Annotated in this window: 13 protein-coding genes; 11 read left to right on the top strand and 2 right to left on the bottom strand. The window is 73.8% G+C overall.

Going from position 1 to position 18,579, the window contains the following annotated elements; genetic code table 11:
- Positions 1-17 precede the first annotated feature (17 nt).
- The 5 genes from Q6349_RS05900 (at position 18) to Q6349_RS05880 (ending at position 8,902) form a co-directional block, all read left to right on the top strand.
- Entirely contained in the window at positions 18-416 is a 399-nt protein-coding gene (locus tag Q6349_RS05900; RefSeq protein WP_304603289.1) for a TIGR03618 family F420-dependent PPOX class oxidoreductase, read from the top strand.
- Between the two features lie 205 nt (positions 417-621).
- Positions 622-1,452, top strand: a complete 831-nt coding sequence (locus tag Q6349_RS05895; protein WP_369810865.1) for an ABC transporter ATP-binding protein — start codon at positions 622-624, stop codon at positions 1,450-1,452.
- Positions 1,452-4,025, top strand: coding sequence for an ABC transporter permease (locus Q6349_RS05890; protein ID WP_304603288.1), 2,574 nt, complete (start codon positions 1,452-1,454; stop codon positions 4,023-4,025). Before Q6349_RS05895 ends, Q6349_RS05890 begins: the two co-directional genes overlap by 1 nt.
- A gap of 79 nt (positions 4,026-4,104) precedes the next feature.
- Entirely contained in the window at positions 4,105-8,382 is a 4,278-nt protein-coding gene (locus Q6349_RS05885) for an FtsK/SpoIIIE domain-containing protein (protein ID WP_304603287.1), read from the top strand.
- Positions 8,383-8,653: 271 nt separating this feature from the next.
- Entirely contained in the window at positions 8,654-8,902 is a 249-nt protein-coding gene (locus Q6349_RS05880; RefSeq protein ID WP_171247655.1) for a WhiB family transcriptional regulator, read from the top strand.
- 100 nt (positions 8,903-9,002) lie between these two features.
- Here the strand turns inward: Q6349_RS05880 and Q6349_RS05875 are convergent, their stop codons facing one another.
- Positions 9,003-10,478, bottom strand: coding sequence for a sensor histidine kinase (locus tag Q6349_RS05875; RefSeq protein ID WP_304603784.1), 1,476 nt, complete (start codon positions 10,476-10,478; stop codon positions 9,003-9,005).
- A gap of 63 nt (positions 10,479-10,541) precedes the next feature.
- Here Q6349_RS05875 and Q6349_RS05870 point away from each other — a divergent pair, with 63 nt between their 5' ends.
- The 6 genes from Q6349_RS05870 to Q6349_RS05845 all read left to right on the top strand — a co-directional run bounded on the left by Q6349_RS05870 (position 10,542) and on the right by Q6349_RS05845 (position 17,531).
- Positions 10,542-11,042 carry a DUF2505 domain-containing protein gene (locus tag Q6349_RS05870; protein ID WP_304603286.1) on the top strand — a complete coding sequence of 167 codons (501 nt, stop codon included), beginning with the start codon at positions 10,542-10,544 and terminating at the stop codon, positions 11,040-11,042.
- A 274-nt stretch (positions 11,043-11,316) separates the two neighbouring features.
- Positions 11,317-12,645 carry an ABC transporter substrate-binding protein gene (locus Q6349_RS05865; protein ID WP_304603285.1) on the top strand — a complete coding sequence of 443 codons (1,329 nt, stop codon included), beginning with the start codon at positions 11,317-11,319 and terminating at the stop codon, positions 12,643-12,645.
- A gap of 129 nt (positions 12,646-12,774) precedes the next feature.
- A complete protein-coding gene (locus Q6349_RS05860) occupies positions 12,775-13,947 on the top strand; it encodes a carbohydrate ABC transporter permease (protein WP_171247652.1) in 1,173 nt (390 codons plus the stop codon).
- Positions 13,944-14,861: a carbohydrate ABC transporter permease gene (locus Q6349_RS05855; protein ID WP_171247651.1), complete on the top strand. Its 918-nt coding sequence runs from the start codon at positions 13,944-13,946 to the stop codon at positions 14,859-14,861. The genes Q6349_RS05860 and Q6349_RS05855 overlap by 4 nt, the downstream gene beginning before the upstream one ends.
- 85 nt (positions 14,862-14,946) lie before the next feature.
- Complete coding sequence (locus Q6349_RS05850; protein ID WP_304603284.1) at positions 14,947-16,500, top strand: glycoside hydrolase family 1 protein; 1,554 nt, start codon at positions 14,947-14,949, stop codon at positions 16,498-16,500.
- A gap of 20 nt (positions 16,501-16,520) precedes the next feature.
- Entirely contained in the window at positions 16,521-17,531 is a 1,011-nt protein-coding gene (locus tag Q6349_RS05845) for a LacI family DNA-binding transcriptional regulator (protein WP_304603283.1), read from the top strand.
- A 26-nt stretch (positions 17,532-17,557) separates the two neighbouring features.
- On the opposite strand, the gene Q6349_RS05840 is transcribed toward Q6349_RS05845, so the two are convergent.
- Positions 17,558-18,577: a 1-acyl-sn-glycerol-3-phosphate acyltransferase gene (locus Q6349_RS05840; protein ID WP_304603282.1), complete on the bottom strand. Its 1,020-nt coding sequence runs from the start codon at positions 18,575-18,577 to the stop codon at positions 17,558-17,560.
- Positions 18,578-18,579 lie beyond the last annotated feature (2 nt).

The raw sequence follows: 18,579 nt of genomic DNA, 5'->3' as shown, positions 1-18,579 counted from the left end.
CCCACCAGAATGGGCGGATGACGACCACTCCCCTGACGTCCGCCACCCTCGAGCTGCTCCGCCGTCCGAACCCGGCCGTGATGGCCACGGTGACGCCCTCCGGGGCTCCCGTGTCGGTGGCCACCTGGTACCTCTGGGACGACGAATCCCAGCGCGTCCTGCTCAACCTCGACGCCGGCCGCGCCCGCCTGCGGCACCTCCAGCACGACCCGCGCGTCTCGCTCACCGTGCTGGACACGAACTGGTACCACCACGTGAGCCTGCGCGGCGAGGTCGAGCTCGTCGACGACCCGGACCTGGCCGACATCGACCGCCTCGCCCGCCACTACACCGACAAGCCGTACGTGGTCCGCGACAACCCCCGGGTGAGCGCCTGGATGACCGTGACCTCGTCCCACGTCTGGCCGCCGCGCTGAGCCGACGCTCTCCGGGTTCCCCTTCCCCGGCGTCCGGGGGAACCCGGAGGTCACCCGGGGTGGACGTCCTCCCTGAGGATGACCTGGACGCCCGTCGGGACCAGCCTGCAGACCGACGACGGCGCGTCCAGCGCTCCGTAGCGTCGGTGCCGTCATCGCGCTCCCCGACGGGAGCCGCCAGCACCAGACATGCGGAGAGCATCCCGTGGACACCACCGTGTACGTCCCGATCGACGACGGCGCCCGTCAGGCCGCGGACCCCACCGACCACGTCCCGGCCGTGCGGGCCCGGGCCCTGACGAAGACCTACGGCACCGGCCAGGCGCAGGTCCGCGCCCTGGACGGTGTGGACGTGGACTTCGCGGCCGGCCGGTTCACCGCGATCATGGGCCCGTCGGGCTCGGGCAAGTCCACGCTCATGCACCTGCTGGCCGGCCTCGACAGCGCCACGAGCGGCCAGGCGTTCCTCGGGACGACGGACGTGACCGCCCTGGCAGACAAGGCCCTGACGAGGCTGCGACGGGACCGCGTCGGGTTCGTCTTCCAGCAGTTCAACCTGCTGCCGATGTTCACCGCCGAGCAGAACATCACCCTCCCGGTCGAGCTCGCCGGCGGCACCGTCGACCGCGCCTGGTTCGACACGCTGGTGACCACGCTCGGGCTGTCCGAGCGGCTCACCCACCGCCCGAGCGAGCTCTCCGGAGGCCAGCAGCAGCGCGTCGCCATCGCCCGGGCGCTCATCGCCCAGCCGGAGGTCGTGTTCGCCGACGAGCCCACCGGCAACCTGGACTCCCGCAGCGGCGTGGAGGTCCTGAGCTTCCTGCGCCGCAGCGTCCGCGAGCTGGGCCGCACGATCATCATGGTCACCCACGACCCGACGGCCGCGGCGTACGCGGACAGGGTGGTCCTCATCGCCGACGGCCGGATCGCCGGGGAGATCTCCGACCCCACGCCGGAGGCCGTGCTGGCCGGGTTGGACGCGTTGCGCTCCCTCGAGACCCCCGTGTCCGACGACGTCACGCCGGCAGGTGCCTGATGCTGCGGATCACCCTGGCCCAGATGCGCCGCAGCGCCGGCCGGCTCGCCGCCGCGGGCGTCGCGATCGTCATCGGGACGGCCTTCGTCGCGGCCACGCTGCTGGCCTCCGGCGTCATCACCCGCATGACGTACGACTCCGTCGCCGCGCAGTACGGCGACGCCGACCTCGTGGTCGGCGCCACGCAGGACGCCCCGCTCGACGTCGACGCGCTGGCCGCGACCGACGGCGTCGCGGCCGTCGCTCCGGTGACGGCCATCTACGCCGAGCTGACCGACGGGGCCCGCTCGGTCTACCAGAGCGTCGTCCCCACGGCGGACGACCGGCTCATGCCCCTCGAGGTGACCGCGGGCGCGATGCCGTCCGCCGCCGGCGAGATCGCGCTGCCGGCCGACGTCGCCGACCGGCTCGGCGTCACGCTCGGGGACACCGTCGACGTCGGGCGCGACGTCGTCGGCGACGACGGCTCGTGGCAACAGGTCACCGAGACGCCGGCCGTCGTCGGGCTGCTGGACGACCCGTTCGGGGCGTACGCGCAGACCGGTGGTGCCGCCGTCGTCGACGCCGCGACCTACACGACGTGGCAGACCGAGGCCCGGGGCGAGCCGGTCGCCGTCACCGAGGCCGCCGTCGTCGTGGCGGACGGCACGGACGTCACCGCGGCGCAGTCCGCGCTCGCCGGGACGGTCGGTGGAGCCACGAGCACGGACAGCGCACCGTGGGTGGTCACCACCGACGAGCGCGCGGCCGAGTCCGCCGCCGAGCTCACCGGCGGTCAGGACCTGATGTTCCTCGTGTTCGTGCTCACCTTCGCCGCGATCGCGCTGGTGGTGGCCGGGCTGGTCATCACCAACACCTTCCAGGTGCTCGTGGCCCAGCGGGCCCGCACGCTGGCGCTGCTGCGCTGCGTCGGGGCGGACAAGGCCCAGGTGGGTCGCAGCGTGCTCACCGAGGCGGCGATCCTCGGCCTGGTCGCCTCGGTGGCCGGCGTGCTGCTCGGCACGGCGCTCGGGCAGGCGGCTCTGTGGGTCGCCCACGCCATGGACGTCCCCTTGCCGCTGCCGGGCGCCGTCGCGCTCACCTGGCAGGTCATCGTGGTCCCGGTACTGGTCGGCACCGTCGTCACGGTCGGCGCCGCTCTGGTCCCCGCCCGGGTGGCGACCCGGGTGGCACCGCTGGCCGCGCTGCGTCCGGCCGACTCCCCCACGACCTCGCGTCGCGCCGGGAAGGTCCGCCTGGTGCTGTCGCTGCTGACCGCGGCGGTCGGCTTCGGGCTGCTCGCGGCGGGCGCCGCGCTGGGCACGGTCTGGCAGGAGCCGACGCTCGGCCTGCTGGCCGGGATCGCCGGCGGTGCGCTGTCGTTCGTCGGGGTGGCCGTCGGGGCCGTCTTCTGGCTGCCGAGGGTCGCCGCGGCGGCGGGACGGCTCGTCGCCGCCTCGGGCCCGACGGCGCGGCTCGCGGCCGCGAACACGCTGCGCAACCCGCGGCGCACGGCGACCACCAGCACCGCGCTGCTCATCGGCGTCACCCTGGTGGCGATGATGACCACCGGGGCCGCGAGCGCCCGGACGTCGCTGACGGCGGCGCTGGACGAGCAGTTCCCGGTGGACGTGATGGTGACCTCGACCGCCTCCGACGCCGACGGCGAGCAGGAAGCCCTGTCGGGCGAGCTGCGGGCCGACGTGGCCGCCGTGGACGGCGTGCGTGCGACCACCGACGTCTCGGAGATCCTCGTACGGGCGACGTCCGGCGCCGGGTCGGCGGCGACCTGGCTGCCACTCACCGCCATCGACCCGGCAGGCGGCGCGGAGGTGTTGAACGCCCCGGACGTCCTGGCGGACCTCGAGCCGGGCACGGTGCTCCTCGGTGAGGTCCAGGCGCAGGACCTGGCGCTGGGCACCGGGGACTCCGTCGAGCTGACGGACACCGACGGCGCGGTGACCGTCACCGTGGCGGTCGGTGCCTCCGGCTACACGAGCTACCTGACGACCGACGACCTGGCGGCACTGTCCACGGACGCGCCCGTGACGGGGATGTACCTGGCGCTGGGCGACGACGTGGACGCCGCGTCCGCCGTCGGCGCGATCCAGGACGTCGTGGCGGACTCGGGCGAGTCGGCCCAGGTCACCGGCGTCGCGTCCCAACGCGCCCTGTTCGACCGAGTGATCGACACGATGCTGGGCATCGTCGTCGGACTGCTCGCGGTCGCCGTGGTCATCGCCCTGATCGGGGTGGCGAACACGCTGTCGCTGTCGGTCATCGAACGGCGCCGCGAGTCGGCGACGCTGCGGGCGATCGGGCTGTCGAAGGCGCAGCTGCGCGGCATGCTCGCGATCGAGGGCCTGCTCATCGCGGGTGTCGGCGCGGTGCTCGGCGTCGTGCTGGGCCTGGTGTACGGCTGGGCGGGTGCCGGGGCCGCGCTCGGGATCATGGGTGACGTGACCCTGAGCGTCCCGTGGCTCGAGATCGCCCTGGTGCTGGTCGTCGCGCTCGTGGCCGGCCTGGTCGCCTCGGTGGCGCCCGCCCGCACGGCGCTGAAGGCCTCACCGGTGGAGGCGCTCGCCACGGAGTGACGTCCGCCGGAGCCGCGGTCGTCCACAGGGTGTGGACGACCGCGGCGTGGGTGGTGGCGGGGATGACACCGTCGTGCACATGCCCGTCCGCCTCACGCTGCACCCCGACGAGGACGTCGAGCTGCCCGAGGGCGCGCGGCTCGGTGACCTGCGCGCCCCGCTCGCCGACCTCGTCCGGAGACCCGAGCTGCTGCGCGCCGAGCTGATCGCCGACGACCGGCCCGTCGGTGACGACGCCCGCGTGGGCCGCCGTCCGCTGCTGCCGGGGGCGGTGCTCTCCGTGGCCGGCCCGTGCGGCGGGAGGCTGCCGGCGGCCGACGTCGCCGCGCTGCGCAGCCGGTGGTTCCTGACCGCGGCGTCGGGTCTGAGCGCCGGGGAGCCGCGGGTGCTCGCCGTCGGGGCACCGCTGACGCTCGGTCAGCGCGATGCGCGGGTCCGCGTGACCGTGGACACCCGGGACCGGGTGCGGGTGCGCCGGCTGCCGCGACGGGCCGCCCCGCACCGTGTCCCCCGCCCGGTGACCCGGGGGCCCTGGTGGCGGCAGCCCGTCGCCCTGGCCCCGCCCGCCGGGCGCACCCGGCGGCTCGGGCCCTGGCCGCGCCGCTGGCGACCGGGCACGGAGCTCCACCTGGACGGATCACGCTACGCGCTGCACGCCTCGGGTGACGTCGACGTCTGGCTCGGTCCCGCCGCGGCCGCGACCGACCGTCCGGCCGGTGCCGGGCCGGCGATGCTGATCACCGGGCTGGTGCCCGTGCTGGGCTCCGTGGTTCTCGCCGTCACCCTGCGCCAGCCGCTGTACGCCCTGTTCTCCCTGGTGGCGGTGATCGCCCTGGCACCCCAGGTCGTCGCGGCCGTGCGCCGACGGCGACGGGGCGCTGCGGACCCGGTCCCGCTCACGCCGCCCCCGGTGGGCGCGGACCCGGGCCGCACCGGCGCACGGACGGCCGCGGCCCACCAGGCGTCCGACGGTGCATGGCTGCGCGTCCGGCGTGCGCACGCCGCCGCCCGGTCGGCCGCCGGCACGGCCCCGACCGCGCCGACCCTGCAGACGCTGCTGCCCGACGGCGCCCTCAGCGTGCGCGGTCCGGCAGCGCCCGTGCGCAGCGTCAGCCGGGCGGTGGTGGTCGATCTGGCCGCCGCCGGGGCCGCCGTGCAGGTCCTCGGGGACGGACGGGACGCCTGGCGCTGGTGCCGGTGGATCTCGCCCGGCGACGACGGACCGGACTCGAGCGGGCCGTCCCGTGTCCTGGTCCTCGACTCCCCCCGGCCGGAGGACCTCGCCGCGGCGGACCGCGCGGTGCGCCGCGGTGACGTCGTCGTCCTCTGCCTGCCCGACGACGGGAGGGATCCGGCACCGCGGGAGCCCGCCTGGTGCCGCACCAGATGGGACGTCACCCCCGACGGCCGCGTGCTGCGCACCGCTCCGGACGGTACGGACACCGTCGTGGCCGCCACGGGAGTCACCGTCGCGTGGGCCGAGCGGACGGCCCGCCGCCTGGCCGGGCTGCGTGCGCTGGGTCGCGACCCGGCACGGCTCGGTGAGGACACCACCCCCGACCGGAGCGACGGCCGCTCCGATCCCACCGACCCACGCATCCCGGCGACCGTCGCGCTGCGCGACCTGCTGGACGGATCCGACCCCGCCGCGCGCTGGGCCCGCGCGCGAGGGTGGACGATCCCGCTCGGACGCGGCGCCGACGGGACCCCGGTCGTCCTGGACCTCGTGGCGGACGGTCCGCACCTGCTCGTGGCCGGCACCACCGGCGCCGGCAAGTCGGAGCTGCTGCAGTCGCTGGTGCTCGCCCTGGCCGCGACCCGCTCCCCCGCCGACCTGTCCCTCGCGCTCGTCGACTTCAAGGGCGGCGCCTCCTTCGGTCGCTGCGCCGACCTGCCGCACGTGGTCGGGCAGGTGACCGACCTCGAACCGGGGCTGGCCGGTCGGGCCCTGACGGGACTGCGCGCCGAGCTGCGTCGCCGTGAACGCCTGCTCGCCGACCACGGCGTCGCGACGTCGGATGACCTGCCCGCCGGGACCTTGCCCCGGCTGGTCGTCGTCATCGACGAGTTCCGCGCCCTGGCCGACGACCTGCCGGAGTTCCTGCCCGGCCTGCTGCGGATCGCCGCGCAGGGGCGTTCGCTCGGTGTCCACCTCGTGCTGGCCACCCAGCGCCCGGCCGGTGCCGTCAGCGCCGACCTGCGGGCCAACGTCACCACCCGGATCGCCCTGCGCGTCGTGGACGTCGCGGACTCCCGCGACGTCGTCGAGCACCCGGCGGCTGCGGCCATCCGGGTCGGCGACCCCGGCCGGGCCGTCCTGCGCATCGGCTCCGCGCCGCCGCTCGCGGTGCAGTGCGCCCACGCCGGGGCGCGGGGCAACGGCACCGCCGGGTCCGTGCGACGGGTTCCGTCCGGGTGGACGGCGGGGAGCCACGACAGCCCGTCCGTCCGGGCGGACCGGCCCGCCGACGACGGTGACCCCGTGGCGGACCTCGTGGCGGCCCTGCGCCGCGCCGCCCACGGGCTCGGGCACCGGCCGGGCCCCGCCCCGTGGCTGCCGCCGCTGCCGGACCAGGTGGGTGCCGACGACGTCGGGCCCGGTGACGAGGACCCGCCGCCCGGCCCGGACCGGCTGCCACTGGCGCTCGCCGACGACCCGGACGGGCAACGTCGTCGGCTCGCGTGCTGGCGGCCGCACGACGGCCACCTCGCCGTGCTGGGTGCGGCACGCTCGGGACGGACCACCGTCCTGGCCACCCTGGCGCGCGCGGCACTGGCAGGCGGGTGGTCCGTGCACGTCCTCGCGCCGGACGCGGCCCACCGGGCCTTCACGCCGTTCGCCGACCATCCGGGCTTCGGCACCCTGGCCGGCGCCGACGACCCGCGCCGGGCGCGCCGGCTCCTGCGGCTGCTCGCGGCCGCTCCCGACCGGGCCGACGGGTCGCGCACGCTGGTCCTCGTCGACGACGCCCCCGGGCTGCGCGCCGCGCTGGCGACCTCCGACCCCTGGGACCCGCTGGTGACGGCGCTGGCCGCGGGACGGGCGGCCTTCGCGGTGACGGCGGACTCCGCGACGGTGGGCGGCCTCGCGGCGCGTGTCGGCCCGCGGGTGGTGATGCTGGGGAACGACCCGCACACGGCGGTGATGCTCGGGGTGCCGCAGCCGTTCGCCGGTGCGGGCGGGCCGCCCGGCCGCGCCGTCCTGCTGGGGAACCACGAACCACAGCTGTGCCAGGTGCTGCTCCCGGGCCACTCCCCGGCGGCGGCACTCCCCGCACCGTCGGGAGGGGAGCGGACGCCCCGGGTGCTGCCGCTGCCCACGGAGGTCGCCGCGGCGGAGCTCGACCTGGCACGGCGGGACCGCCGAGCGACCGGTACGGCCGTCCTGGTCGGGCTGGGCGGCGACGCCGCGGAACCCGTCGCCCTGGACGTGGGCGCGGGCGCGCTGGTGGTCGGACCGCGCGGCGCCGGCCGCAGCACGGTGCTGTGCACGGTCGCCCGCGCGCTCGCCGCCTCGGGGCGGCTCGCCGGCGTCGTCTCCCGGGACCCGGCGGTGCGCGCGGCGGCGGGCGAGGCGCCCACGGCGGGCCGCACCTCGGTGGGTGTGCGAGAGCTGGTGGGGTCCCTCACCGCGCCAGGGGGAACCCTCGTCGTCGACGACCTCGACGTCGTGACCCAGTCCTGCCCGGTCGAGGTCGACCGCCTGGCCGCGCTCGTCGACGACGGACTGACGGTCGTCGCCTCGGCGACGACACAGGGCGCGGTGATGGCCCACCGCGGCGTGCTGGCCGAGCTGCGTGGCCGGCGGACCGGGGTGGTCCTGGCACCGGGCGAACGCGGTGCGGACGAGGTGCTGGGCACCGTGGTGTCGGAGGTCGCCGACCCCGGTCCGCCGCGCCCCGGACGGGGTGCCCTGGTGCAGGCCGGGCACGCGGTCTGCGTCCAGGTGGTGAGGATCGACGCGCAGCCCGACGGCTCAGCCGAGCGTGTGCTCGACGACCCCCCGCGTCATGAGACAGACCAGGACGACCGCAGCCAGCAGGAGCATCATCGCCCCGCCGAGCGTCGCGGCGACGGACCCGCTGGTGAGCAGCGCGATGCCGAGCAGGCCCTGGAAGATCTGCCAGCCGGCGACGGGCGAGCGGCCGGCACGGCGTCCCTGCCAGAGCGCACGCGAGGCCCAGGCCAGGAACCAGGCCAGCGCGAGGAAGAACGCCACCGCGAAGAGGCTGATCCCGAGGCTGACGGACCGACCTCGCACGAGGTCGACGACCATCGCGCCGGCGAAGACCACCATGGCCAGGACCTCGAGGCCGACCACGCCGACGACGGCGACCAGGGCCCGCGGAGGACGTGAGGAGGGACCGGCGTCAGCCGGGTCGGAGGGGGCGTCGGAGGCGGGCATCGTGGCGATGATAAGGCTGACCAGGCCCGTTGTGCAGTGTGATGAAACCCTCAGGGTTCACGCCGGAGAAATCTTTGCGTAACCCCTTGTGCGGCGGTTCACGAGGTGTGAGTCTTGTTGGCAGATTCCGAACCCCCCTGGACGACACCGGACCCGGACGGGCAGCCGTCGGCATGCGCCGGGACGGGCGCCCGCGGCAGGGGACGAGCACTGAGGAGATGACATGGACTGGCGCCACCAGGCGGCCTGCCTCGACGAGGACCCCGAACTCTTCTTCCCGATCGGCAACACCGGCCCCGCGCTCATGCAGATCGAGGAGGCCAAGGCGGTCTGCCGTCGTTGCGACGTCGTGGACACCTGCCTGAAGTGGGCCATGGAGTCCGGTCAGGACGCCGGTGTCTGGGGCGGCATGAGCGAGGACGAGCGCCGTGCCCTGAAGCGCCGCACGGCGCGCGCCCGCCGCGCCGGCTGAGCACGTCGCACCGCCAGGAGGGCCCCCTCACCACGGGTGAGGGGGCCTTCGTGCATGTCCGCCACCGCGGCGGCGTCCCGCCGACGGCGGACCCGATGGGTCAGCGGTGGGACTCCTCCCGCAGCACGATGTCGAGCACGACCTCGGTCCCGCCGTCGTCCCGCGGCCGCCAGTCGATCGTGCCCCGCAGCTCGTTGGTGACCAGGGTCCTGACGATCTGGGAACCCAGCCCGCTGCGCGAGGAGCGGCCGAGCTGGTCGATCCCGCCCTGCATCCCCACCCCGTCGTCGGCGACGACCACGCTCAGCGTGGCACCGTCGCGCCGGACGTCGATCCACACCGTGCCGGACTCGCGGTCGGGGAAGGCGTGCTCGACCGCGTTCGTCACGAGCTCGGTGAGCACCAGCGCCAGCGGCGTGGCGTCCTGGGCCGGGATCATGCCGAAGGACCCCTGCTGGGCGGTGTGCACGGAGGTGTGGGTCGAGGCGACGTCCGCCGCCATGCGCAGCGCGCGCTTGAGCATGTCGTCCAGACCGACCTGCTCGTCGAGGTTCTGCGACAACGACTCGTGCACCAGGGAGATCGTCGCGACACGTCGCATCGCCTCCTCCAGGGCCGCCCGCGCCTCGGGGACGTCCATCCGGCGGGCCTGCAGCCGCAGCAACGCCGCCACGGTGGCGAGGTTGTTCTTCACCCGGTGGTGGATCTCGCGGATCGTGGCGTCCTTGGTCATGAGCTCGCGCTCACGGCGCCGCAGCTCGGAGACGTCGCGGCAGAGCAGGACCGCCCCGATGCGCTGGCCGTGGTCGGTCAGCGGCAACGCCCGCAAGGACAGGGCGACGCGTCCCGCCTCGATGTCGGTCCGCCAGGGGGCGCGGCCCATCACCACCAGGGGCAGGGACTCGTCGACGGTGTTCTGCTGCTCGACGATCCCGGCGGTGACCTCGATGAGCGACTGGCCCACGAGGGGCCCGATGACGCCGAGGCGGTGGAAGCAGGAGAGCGCGTTGGGGCTGGCGTACAGCACCTCGCCCTCGGAGTTGAGCCGGATCAGGCCGTCCCCGACGCGCGGCGCACCGCGGCGCGGGCCGGTGGCGGCGTTGCGCGAGGGGTACTCGCCACGCCCGATCATGGCCAGCAGGTCGTCGGCCGACTCGACGTAGTTGAGCTCCAGCCGGCTCGGGGTGCGCCCCGAGCCGAGGTTGGTCTGGCGGGCGACGACCGCGACGGCCCGGCCGTCGTGGACGACGGGGACCGCCTCCTCCCGCACGGCGTAGGCACCGAACCAGCGCGGCTCGCGCGACCGTTGCGCCCGAGCCTCCGTCATCGCGGCGACGAGCTGCGCCGTCTGGCCGTCCGGGGCGAAGGAACCCACGACGTCGTCGTAGTGGACGGTGGCGCCGGTGCTCGGGCGGCACTGCGCCACGGCGACGAAACGCCCGTCGCGGGTGGGCAGCCACAGGACCAGGTCCGCGAAGGCCAGGTCGGAGACGATCTGCCAGTCCCCCACGAGCAGGTGGAGCCACTCGCCGTCACCCTCGTGGAGGTCGGCGTGCTCGGCGATCAGGTCACTCATGGCGGACACGCCCACCACCCTACGGGCACGCACCGGCCCGGGCGGCGCCGGTAGGGTGTGGACGTGCACCTGACGGTGGAGCTGACCTACGCGGCGGACACGCCTGCCGTGGCCGCCGCGCTGAGCGACCCGGAGTTCCTGCGCTGGCGGTCCCAGGACCGTGGCGCCGCGGCCGCGACGGTGGTCGACCTGTCCGGTTCGCACCATGCCGGGTTCACCCTCTCCCTGCGTCGCACGGTGCCCACCGACGTGATCCCCTCCCAGCTCCGTCACGTCGTCGGCGACCAGCTGGAGATCCGGCAGGCCGAGGCGTGGGAGGCCCCCGTGGACGGCCGGTACGTCGGGACGGTGGTGGTCGAGATCACGGGCGCACCGGTCCGGCTGACCGGCACGCTGCTGCTCGCCCCGACCGAGGACGGCGGGACCCGGCACGTCGTCGAAGGCGAGGTGCACGCCTCGGTCCCGCTGTTCGCCGCGGCCGTCGAGGAGGCTGCCGCGAGTGCCGTGCGGCGGGCCCTGGAGGCCGAGGCCCAGGCCGCTCGGGACTGGCTGGCCCGGGGCTGACCGCCCCCGGGGTCGCCCGACCGCCACCACTGCACCGCCCACGGCGTGGGATGACGCGTCACACTTTCATAACGGGAGCGCTCCCACACCATCTCTGACCTGCAGAGACGCGTGGACGACACGTCACCGTCCGACAACGTCCGCCCTGGCGGCTTGACGCGGAGGCGCTTGTGACGGAAGCATCACTCTTGGTCGTGGAAGCGCTACCATCCTCAGCAAGGTGGTCGCGCTCCCAAAGCGTCCGACACCGATCGAACCAGACAAGGGAGTCACCGTGCTCAGCAGCACCCGCCCCCGCCGGACTCGCCGCCTCGCTGCGGCCACCGCCGGCATCGCGTCCCTCGGCCTCCTCCTCGGCGCCTGCTCGGGCGACACCGAGGAGAGCACCTCCGAGGAGGGCAGCGGCGAGACCGACGAGGAGATCACCCTCACCGTCGCCACCTTCAACAACTTCGGGTACACCGACGAGCTGCTCGCGCAGTACACGGAGGAGCACCCGAACGTCACCGTCCAGCACACGACGGCGGCGGAGGCCGCGGACGCGCGCACCAACCTGTCGACCAAGCTCGCCGCCGGTGGCGAGGGTCTGGCCGACATCGAGGCCGTCGAGGTCGACTGGCTCTCGGAGTTCATGCAGTACCCGGACCTCTTCGCCGAGATGCCGGCCATCGACGGTCGCTGGGTGGACTGGAAGGTCGAGCAGGCCACCACGCCCGACGGCAAGCTCATCGGCTACGGCACCGACATCGGCCCGGAGGCCATCTGCTACCGCTCCGACCTGATGGAGGCCGCCGGCCTCCCCTCGGACCGCGAGGAGTTCGCCGAGTGGCTCGGCGGCGACAGCGCGACCTGGGAGAGCTACTTCGACGCCGGCAAGGAGTACCAGGAGGCCACGGGCAACGCGTGGTTCGACGGTGCCGTCGCCACCTACCAGGGCATGATCAACCAGGTCGAGGCCGCCTACGAGGACCCGGAGACCGGGGAGCCCAAGGACATCGCCTCCAACACCGAGGTGAAGGACCTGTACGACCAGGTCCTCGCGGCCTCGGTCGACGACAAGCTGTCCGCCGGTCTGGAGCAGTGGGGCGACGACTGGTCGGCCGGCTTCCAGAACGACGCCTTCGCCACCATGCTCTGCCCGTCCTGGATGACCGGTCCGATCGAGCAGAACGCCGGCAACGTCGAGGGCTGGGACATCGCTGACGTCTTCCCGGGCGGCGGCGGCAACTGGGGCGGCTCGTTCCTGACCGTGCCCGCCTCCGGCGAGAACGTCGAGGCCGCTCAGGAGCTCGCCGCGTGGCTGACCTCGCCCGAGGTCCAGACGCAGGCCTTCACCGAGGCCGGCACCTTCCCCTCGCAGGTCGAGGCGCAGGAGTCCGAGGAGGTCCAGACCTTCGTCAACGACTTCATGAGCGAGGCCCCGGCCGGCGAGATCTTCACCTCGCGGGCGCAGGCCATCGACGGTGCCGTGTACAAGGGGCCGAACTACTTCTCCATCCACCAGGAGGTCCAGAACGGTCTCAGCCGTGTCGACCTGAACGGTGAGGACCCGGAGAAGTCGTGGGAGACCACGGTCGCCTCCGTGAACGAGCTGGGTCTCTGATCCGACCCGCCGGAGGGTGACGGGCCCGCCCGTCACCCTCCCTCACCACCCTGTCGGGCCGGTCGCCGACCCCGGCGACCGGCCCGACACGTGTCCGCACCCACCGGAGAGACGTACAGGAATCACCTCATGGCCCTCATGTCCCCCACCAGGCCAGCGCACTCGCGCGGCAACCCCGACCGCCCGTCGCGGCGCATCGGGTTCTCCCAGCGGCTCGGCCGACTGGACGTCAAGGTCTCCCCCTACCTGTACATCTCGCCGTTCTTCCTGCTCTTCGCCGTCGTCGGGCTGTTCCCGCTGGGCTACACCGCCGTGGTGTCGGTCTACGAGTGGAACCTCCTCGGCGGCCAGGGCGACTTCGTCGGCATGCAGAACTACGTCGACGTGCTGCAGCAGCCGACCTTCTGGAAGTCCGTCGGGAACACCTTCTCGATCTTCCTGCTCTCCTCGGTCCCGCAGGTCATCATGGCGATCACCATCGCCGCCCTGCTCGACCAGAACCTGCGCGCGGCGACCTTCTGGCGCATGGGCGTGCTCGTGCCGTTCATCGTCGCCCCCGTCGCGATCTCGATGATCTTCGGCCGCCTCTTCGCCGACCAGTACGGCTTCATCAACGAGCTGATCGGGCTCGTCGGACTCGAGCCGATCGCCTGGCACGGTGACCGGCTGGCCAGCCACGTCGCGATCGCGACGATGGTCAACTACCGCTGGACCGGCTACAACACCCTCATCTTCCTGGCCGCGATGCAGGCCGTGCCCCGCGACCTGTACGAGGCGGCCGTCATCGACGGCGCCGGCCGCGTCCGCCAGTTCTTCTCGGTCACGGTCCCGCAGATCCGCGCCACCATCATCTTCGTGGTCATCACCTCGACCGTCGGCGGCATGCAGATCTTCGACGAGGTCCGCATGTACGACGCCGGTGGTCTCGGCGGCCCCAACCGTGACTGGATGACCACGGTCGTGTACCTCTACGACGTCGCGTGGGGCAACCAGAAGAACTTCGGCCGCGCCGCCGCGGTCGCCTGGCTGCTGTTCCTCCTCATCGTCATGATCGGCATGGTCAACTTCCTGGTGACGCAGCGGATCTCCACCGCCGGGCCGAAGCAGTCGAAGGTGAGCCGCAAGCACACCAAGCGCCTGCTCGCCGAGGCACGGGCCGCCGGTGCACCGGGCGGCGTCCGGATGCCGCCCACCCCGCCGGGGGCACCGGCCGGGTCCGGTATCCCCTCGCCACCGCCGACCCCACCCGCACGACCGTCCACCGGCTCGCCCACCACGAACTCCGGGGAGGACCTCCGATGAGCTCCGTCGCCGTCACCGCACAGACCGCCGGTCCGGGCGCCGCGCGCGCCGCCGCCAAGCGCCGCCGCCGGGTGCCGCTCGGAGGGTCCACCCGGCGCGCAGGTCGCCTGACCTACTTCCTGCTGGGCGCGGTCCTGCTGATCTCGATCTTCCCGCTGTACTACACGCTCCTGCTGGGCTCGTCCGACTCGGTCTCGATCGCGCAGAACCCGATCCCGCAGTGGCTGCCGGACTCCAGCCTCTTCGCGCAGTTCCAGACGGTCATCGCCTCCGACAGCATCAACTTCTGGAAGGCGCTGTGGAACTCCACGCTGATCGGCGTCTTCTCGTCGCTGTCGGTGGTGTTCTTCTCGACCCTCGCCGGCTACTCGTTCGCGAAGCTCAACTTCCGCGGTCGGGGTCCGCTGCTCGTCTTCGTCATCGCCACCATGGCGGTGCCGGTCCAGCTCGGCATCATCCCGCTGTACATCCTCATGAGCGAGATCGGCTGGTACGGCAAGGTGCAGGCGGTCATCGTCCCGGGTCTGGTCACGGCGTTCGGCGTCTTCTGGATGACCCAGTACCTCTCGGAGGCGCTGCCGTACGAGCTCATCGAGGCCGCCCGCGTGGACGGCGCGTCGATGTTCCGGACCTTCTGGTCGGTGGCGATGCCGGCGGCCCTGCCCGCGGCGGCGATGCTCGGGCTCTTCCAGTTCGTCCAGCAGTGGACCAACTACTTCTGGCCGTCGATCATCCTCACCTCGCAGAACCCGACGCTGCCGCTCGTGGTCCAGTCGCTGCGGGACAACTACTTCGTCGACTACTCGCTGGTGATGGGTGGCGTGTTCCTCGTGACCCTGCCGCTGCTGGTGATGTTCTTCTTCGTCGGGCGCCAGCTCGTCGCCGGGATCATGGCCGGCGCGGTGAAGGGCTGACGCGGGACCTGCCGTTCCACATCTGGGGTGCCCGGACGGACCACCGTCCGGGCACCTCACCACTCCACACGGAAGCACTGCTGACATGACTCTCACCGCACCGGGCACTGGCGCCCGGCTCGCCGCCCCCGGGACGACCGTCCCCTTCGTCCCGTCGACGCCACTGACCGGGACGACGCCCCACAGCAGCGGACGCGTGACGTTCCCCGAGGGCTTCCTGTGGGGCACGGCCACCGCCGCCTACCAGATCGAGGGCGCCGGCGCCGAGGACGGGCGCGGCGAGTCCATCTGGGACGTCTTCTGCCGCATCCCGGGCGCCGTGGTCCACGGTGACGACGGCATGGTGGCCTGCGACCACTACCACCGCTACCGCGAGGACGTCGCGCTGATGTCCCGCCTCCACCTCGGCGCCTACCGGTTCTCCACCTCGTGGGCCCGCGTGATGCCCGACGGCCGGACGGTCAACCCGAAGGGTCTGGACTTCTACTCCCGCCTCGTCGACGAGCTGCTCGAGGCCGACATCCTGCCGTGGCTGACGCTGTACCACTGGGACCTGCCGCAGGCGTTGGAGGAGGCCGGCGGCTGGCCCGCCCGTGACACCGCCTACCGGTTCGCGGACTACGCCGTCACCATGCACGAGGCCCTGGGCGACCGCGTGACCACGTGGGCGACCCTCAACGAGCCGTACTGCTCGGCGTTCCTCGGCTACACCGCCGGTGTGCACGCCCCGGGCCGGACCTCGCCGGAGCTCGGCCTCGCGGCGGCCCACCACCTCATGCTGGGTCACGGCCTGGCCGTCGACGCGCTCCGGGCGCGCGACCCCGAGGCCACGCTGGGACTGACGCTGAACTGCACGGTCTCGGACCCCGTCGACCCGACGAACCCGGCGGACGTCGACGCGGCACGGCGTGACGACGCCATGTTCAACCGGGTCTTCCTCGACCCGATCTTCCGCGGCGCCTACCCGCAGGACCTCCTGGACGACGTCGCGCACCTGAACTTCGCCGACCACGTCCGTCCCGGGGACCTCGAGGTGATCTCGACACCGATCGACGCGCTCGGGGTGAACTACTACCACGGCGGCGCGATCGCCGCGACGCCGCAGTCCGGGGAGCGCCCCGACGGGACCGCCGGCCCCGAGGGAGAGCGACCGGCCGACCCGTCGGCACCGGCCCGCGATCTCCGCTCGCCGAACCCGGTCCCGGAGGGCGTCCACGCGCACAGCCGCGGCCTGGCCCTGACCGACATGGGCTGGGAGGTGCAGCCGGAGGGCCTCACGCGCCTGCTCACCCGCCTGCAGCAGGACTACACGGGCCCGCGCGGCACGTCGCTGGTCATCACCGAGAACGGCGCGGCCTTCCCCGACGTCGTCGAGGCGGACGGCAGCATCGACGACCAGGACCGGCTGGACTACATCGACCGGCACCTGCGCGCCGTCAGGGACGCCATGGACGCCGGCGCCGACGTCCGGGGCTACTTCGCCTGGTCGCTCATGGACAACTTCGAGTGGGCGCTCGGGTACACCAAGCGGTTCGGCATCACGCGGGTGGACTACGCGACGCAGGAGCGTACCGTGAAGGCCTCGGGTCACTGGTACGCGGGGGTCGCCCGCGACAACGCCGTCCCGGCACGGGACTGAGCGGAAGGTAATCTCCGACCGTGGTCACGAAGCACATCGCACCGACGCTCGACGACGTCGCGCGCACCGCAGGGGTCTCCCGCTCGACCGCGTCGCGGGCGATCAACGGCGGCGACCGGGTGTCGCCGGAGGCGCAGCAGGCCGTGGACGCCGCGATCGTCCGGCTGGGCTACGCGCCCAACCGCGCCGCCCGGTCGCTCGTGACCCGGCGGACCGACTCGATCGCCCTGGTGGTCCCGGAGCCCGACGCCCGGATCCTCACCGACCCCTTCCTCGCGGGCGTCGTCCGCGGTGTGAGCGAGGGGCTCGGCGGGACGGACCTGCAGCTCGTGCTGCTCCTGGCCCGCCAGGGCGAACGGCCCGGCCACATCGCCCGCTACCTGACCAGCGGGCACGTGGACGGCGTCATCGTCGCCTCGCACCACAAGGACGACCGGATCGAGCAGGAGCTGCGCGGCGGCGCGCTGCCGGCCGTCTTCGTCGGCCGCCCCTTCGACTCCGCGGGCCTGCACTACGTCGACGTCGACAACCGGGCGGGAGCCCGCGTGGCGACGCAGCGGCTCGTCGACCGCGGCTGCCGCCGGATCGCGACCTTGACGGGTCCGCAGGACATGACCGCCACGCTCGACCGGTTCGACGGGTGGCGGCAGACGATGACGCGCGCCGGGCTGTCCACGGATGCCGTCGCCGAGGGCGACTTCACGGTCGAGGGCGGGACCGCCGCGATGGAGCGGGTCCTGGCCGAGCACCCGGACGTCGACGGCGTCTTCGCGGCGTCGGACCTGATGGCCACCGGTGCGCTCCACGTGCTGCACGCCCACGGCAAGCGGGTGCCCGAGGACGTGGCGGTGGTCGGTTTCGACGCGCTGGGGGCCGAGCGCACGACCCCGCGGCTGACCACGGTGCTCCAGCCGGTGGTCGAGATGGTCGCGGCGGCCACGTCGTCGCTGCTCGACATGCTGGGCGGGGAGGACGTCCACCCCGAACCGCGGATCTTCATCCCGCGGCTCATCGAGGGCGAGTCCGCGTAGCCCTCCGCCGCGGTGCACGCCCCGGCTCAGTCGGCCGGGGCGTGCGCCGCGATCCAGTCGTCCAGGACCTGCCACTGGTCGAACAGCCAGGCCTCGCGGGCGGCGACGTCCCGCGGCACGGCACCGGGCGGGTGCAGCCACGCCCGCATCGTGACCGTCTTGTCCATCGGCAGCTCGCGCCACACGTCCCGCACGTCGACCAGCCGGTCCAGACCGGTGTGCGCCACCACCAGCACGGCAGCCTCGGGTGCGCCCTCCAGCGCCGCGTCGAATCCCCCGACGTGCGGCGCCATCACCTCGTGCATCGCCTCCGCCCGGCGGGCGAGGTCCTCGTGCCCCGACCGGCGCAGCGCCTCGATCCGTGCCGCGCGGCGCCGCGGCGTGACGTTCCCGCCCTCCGGGAACAGCACGAGGGCGTCGGCGGCCGTCAGCCCGGCGGCGATGCGGTGCACGGTCTCGCGGGCGCCGGGGCGACCCGCGGGACGCCGCGAGGCGGGCGTCACGAACGCGGCGGGCAGCCGGTTCATGAGGACGTCGATCGCCGGGTCCCACTGCATCGTGTCCTTGAGCACGATGGCGGGGGCGCGTCCGGACAGCCCGAGCAGCCGGTCGACGATGATGAACGAGTCCCCCGGGCCGGCGTGCCTGCTCAGCACCACGAGAGGCGCCTCCGGCAACGACAGCGCGTCCGGCACGTCCAGCTCGATGCGCAGACGCAGGGTCCAGCGCACCTGCCAGAAGAACAGGGCCAGCATCCCGCGGGCCAGCCGGACGTGCGCACGCCGGTACCACGGCCGGTCGGCGAACAGGCCGCACCCCGCGGCGAGCCACAGCCCGAACATCGCCAGCAGGGCCGTCGCGTCCCACACGATGTAGAACGCGGTCATCCACAGCAGCCGCAGCACCCGCAGTCCGCCGGGCACGACCCAGGTGAGCACGCCGCCGACCAGCACGGCGAACATCAGGGTGGTCGGGACCATGACGACGGCGAGGGCCACGACCAGCGGCGCGAGGACGACCCGGCGGACCCACCGCGGCGGCAGCATGC

This window comes from Isoptericola sp. 178 (assembly GCF_030586525.1).
In the GTDB taxonomy this organism is placed as follows: Bacteria; Actinomycetota; Actinomycetes; order Actinomycetales; family Cellulomonadaceae; genus Isoptericola; species Isoptericola sediminis.
The sequence above is the reverse complement of the archived record's forward strand: the minus strand, read 5'-3'. Positions and strand labels throughout refer to the sequence as shown.

Bases quoted from the DNA above. Each gene is read 5' to 3' on its own strand.
- Q6349_RS05900 (WP_304603289.1), top strand. From the start codon at position 18: ATGACGACCACTCCCCTGACGTCCGCCACCCTCGAGCTGCTCCGCCGT.
- Q6349_RS05890 (WP_304603288.1), top strand. From the start codon at position 1,452: ATGCTGCGGATCACCCTGGCCCAGATGCGCCGCAGCGCCGGCCGGCTC.
- Q6349_RS05885 (WP_304603287.1), top strand. From the start codon at position 4,105: ATGCCCGTCCGCCTCACGCTGCACCCCGACGAGGACGTCGAGCTGCCC.
- Q6349_RS05880 (WP_171247655.1), top strand. From the start codon at position 8,654: ATGGACTGGCGCCACCAGGCGGCCTGCCTCGACGAGGACCCCGAACTC.
- Q6349_RS05875 (WP_304603784.1), bottom strand. From the start codon at position 10,478: ATGAGTGACCTGATCGCCGAGCACGCCGACCTCCACGAGGGTGACGGC.
- Q6349_RS05860 (WP_171247652.1), top strand. From the start codon at position 12,775: ATGGCCCTCATGTCCCCCACCAGGCCAGCGCACTCGCGCGGCAACCCC.
- Q6349_RS05855 (WP_171247651.1), top strand. From the start codon at position 13,944: ATGAGCTCCGTCGCCGTCACCGCACAGACCGCCGGTCCGGGCGCCGCG.
- Q6349_RS05850 (WP_304603284.1), top strand. From the start codon at position 14,947: ATGACTCTCACCGCACCGGGCACTGGCGCCCGGCTCGCCGCCCCCGGG.
- Q6349_RS05840 (WP_304603282.1), bottom strand. From the start codon at position 18,577: ATGCTGCCGCCGCGGTGGGTCCGCCGGGTCGTCCTCGCGCCGCTGGTC.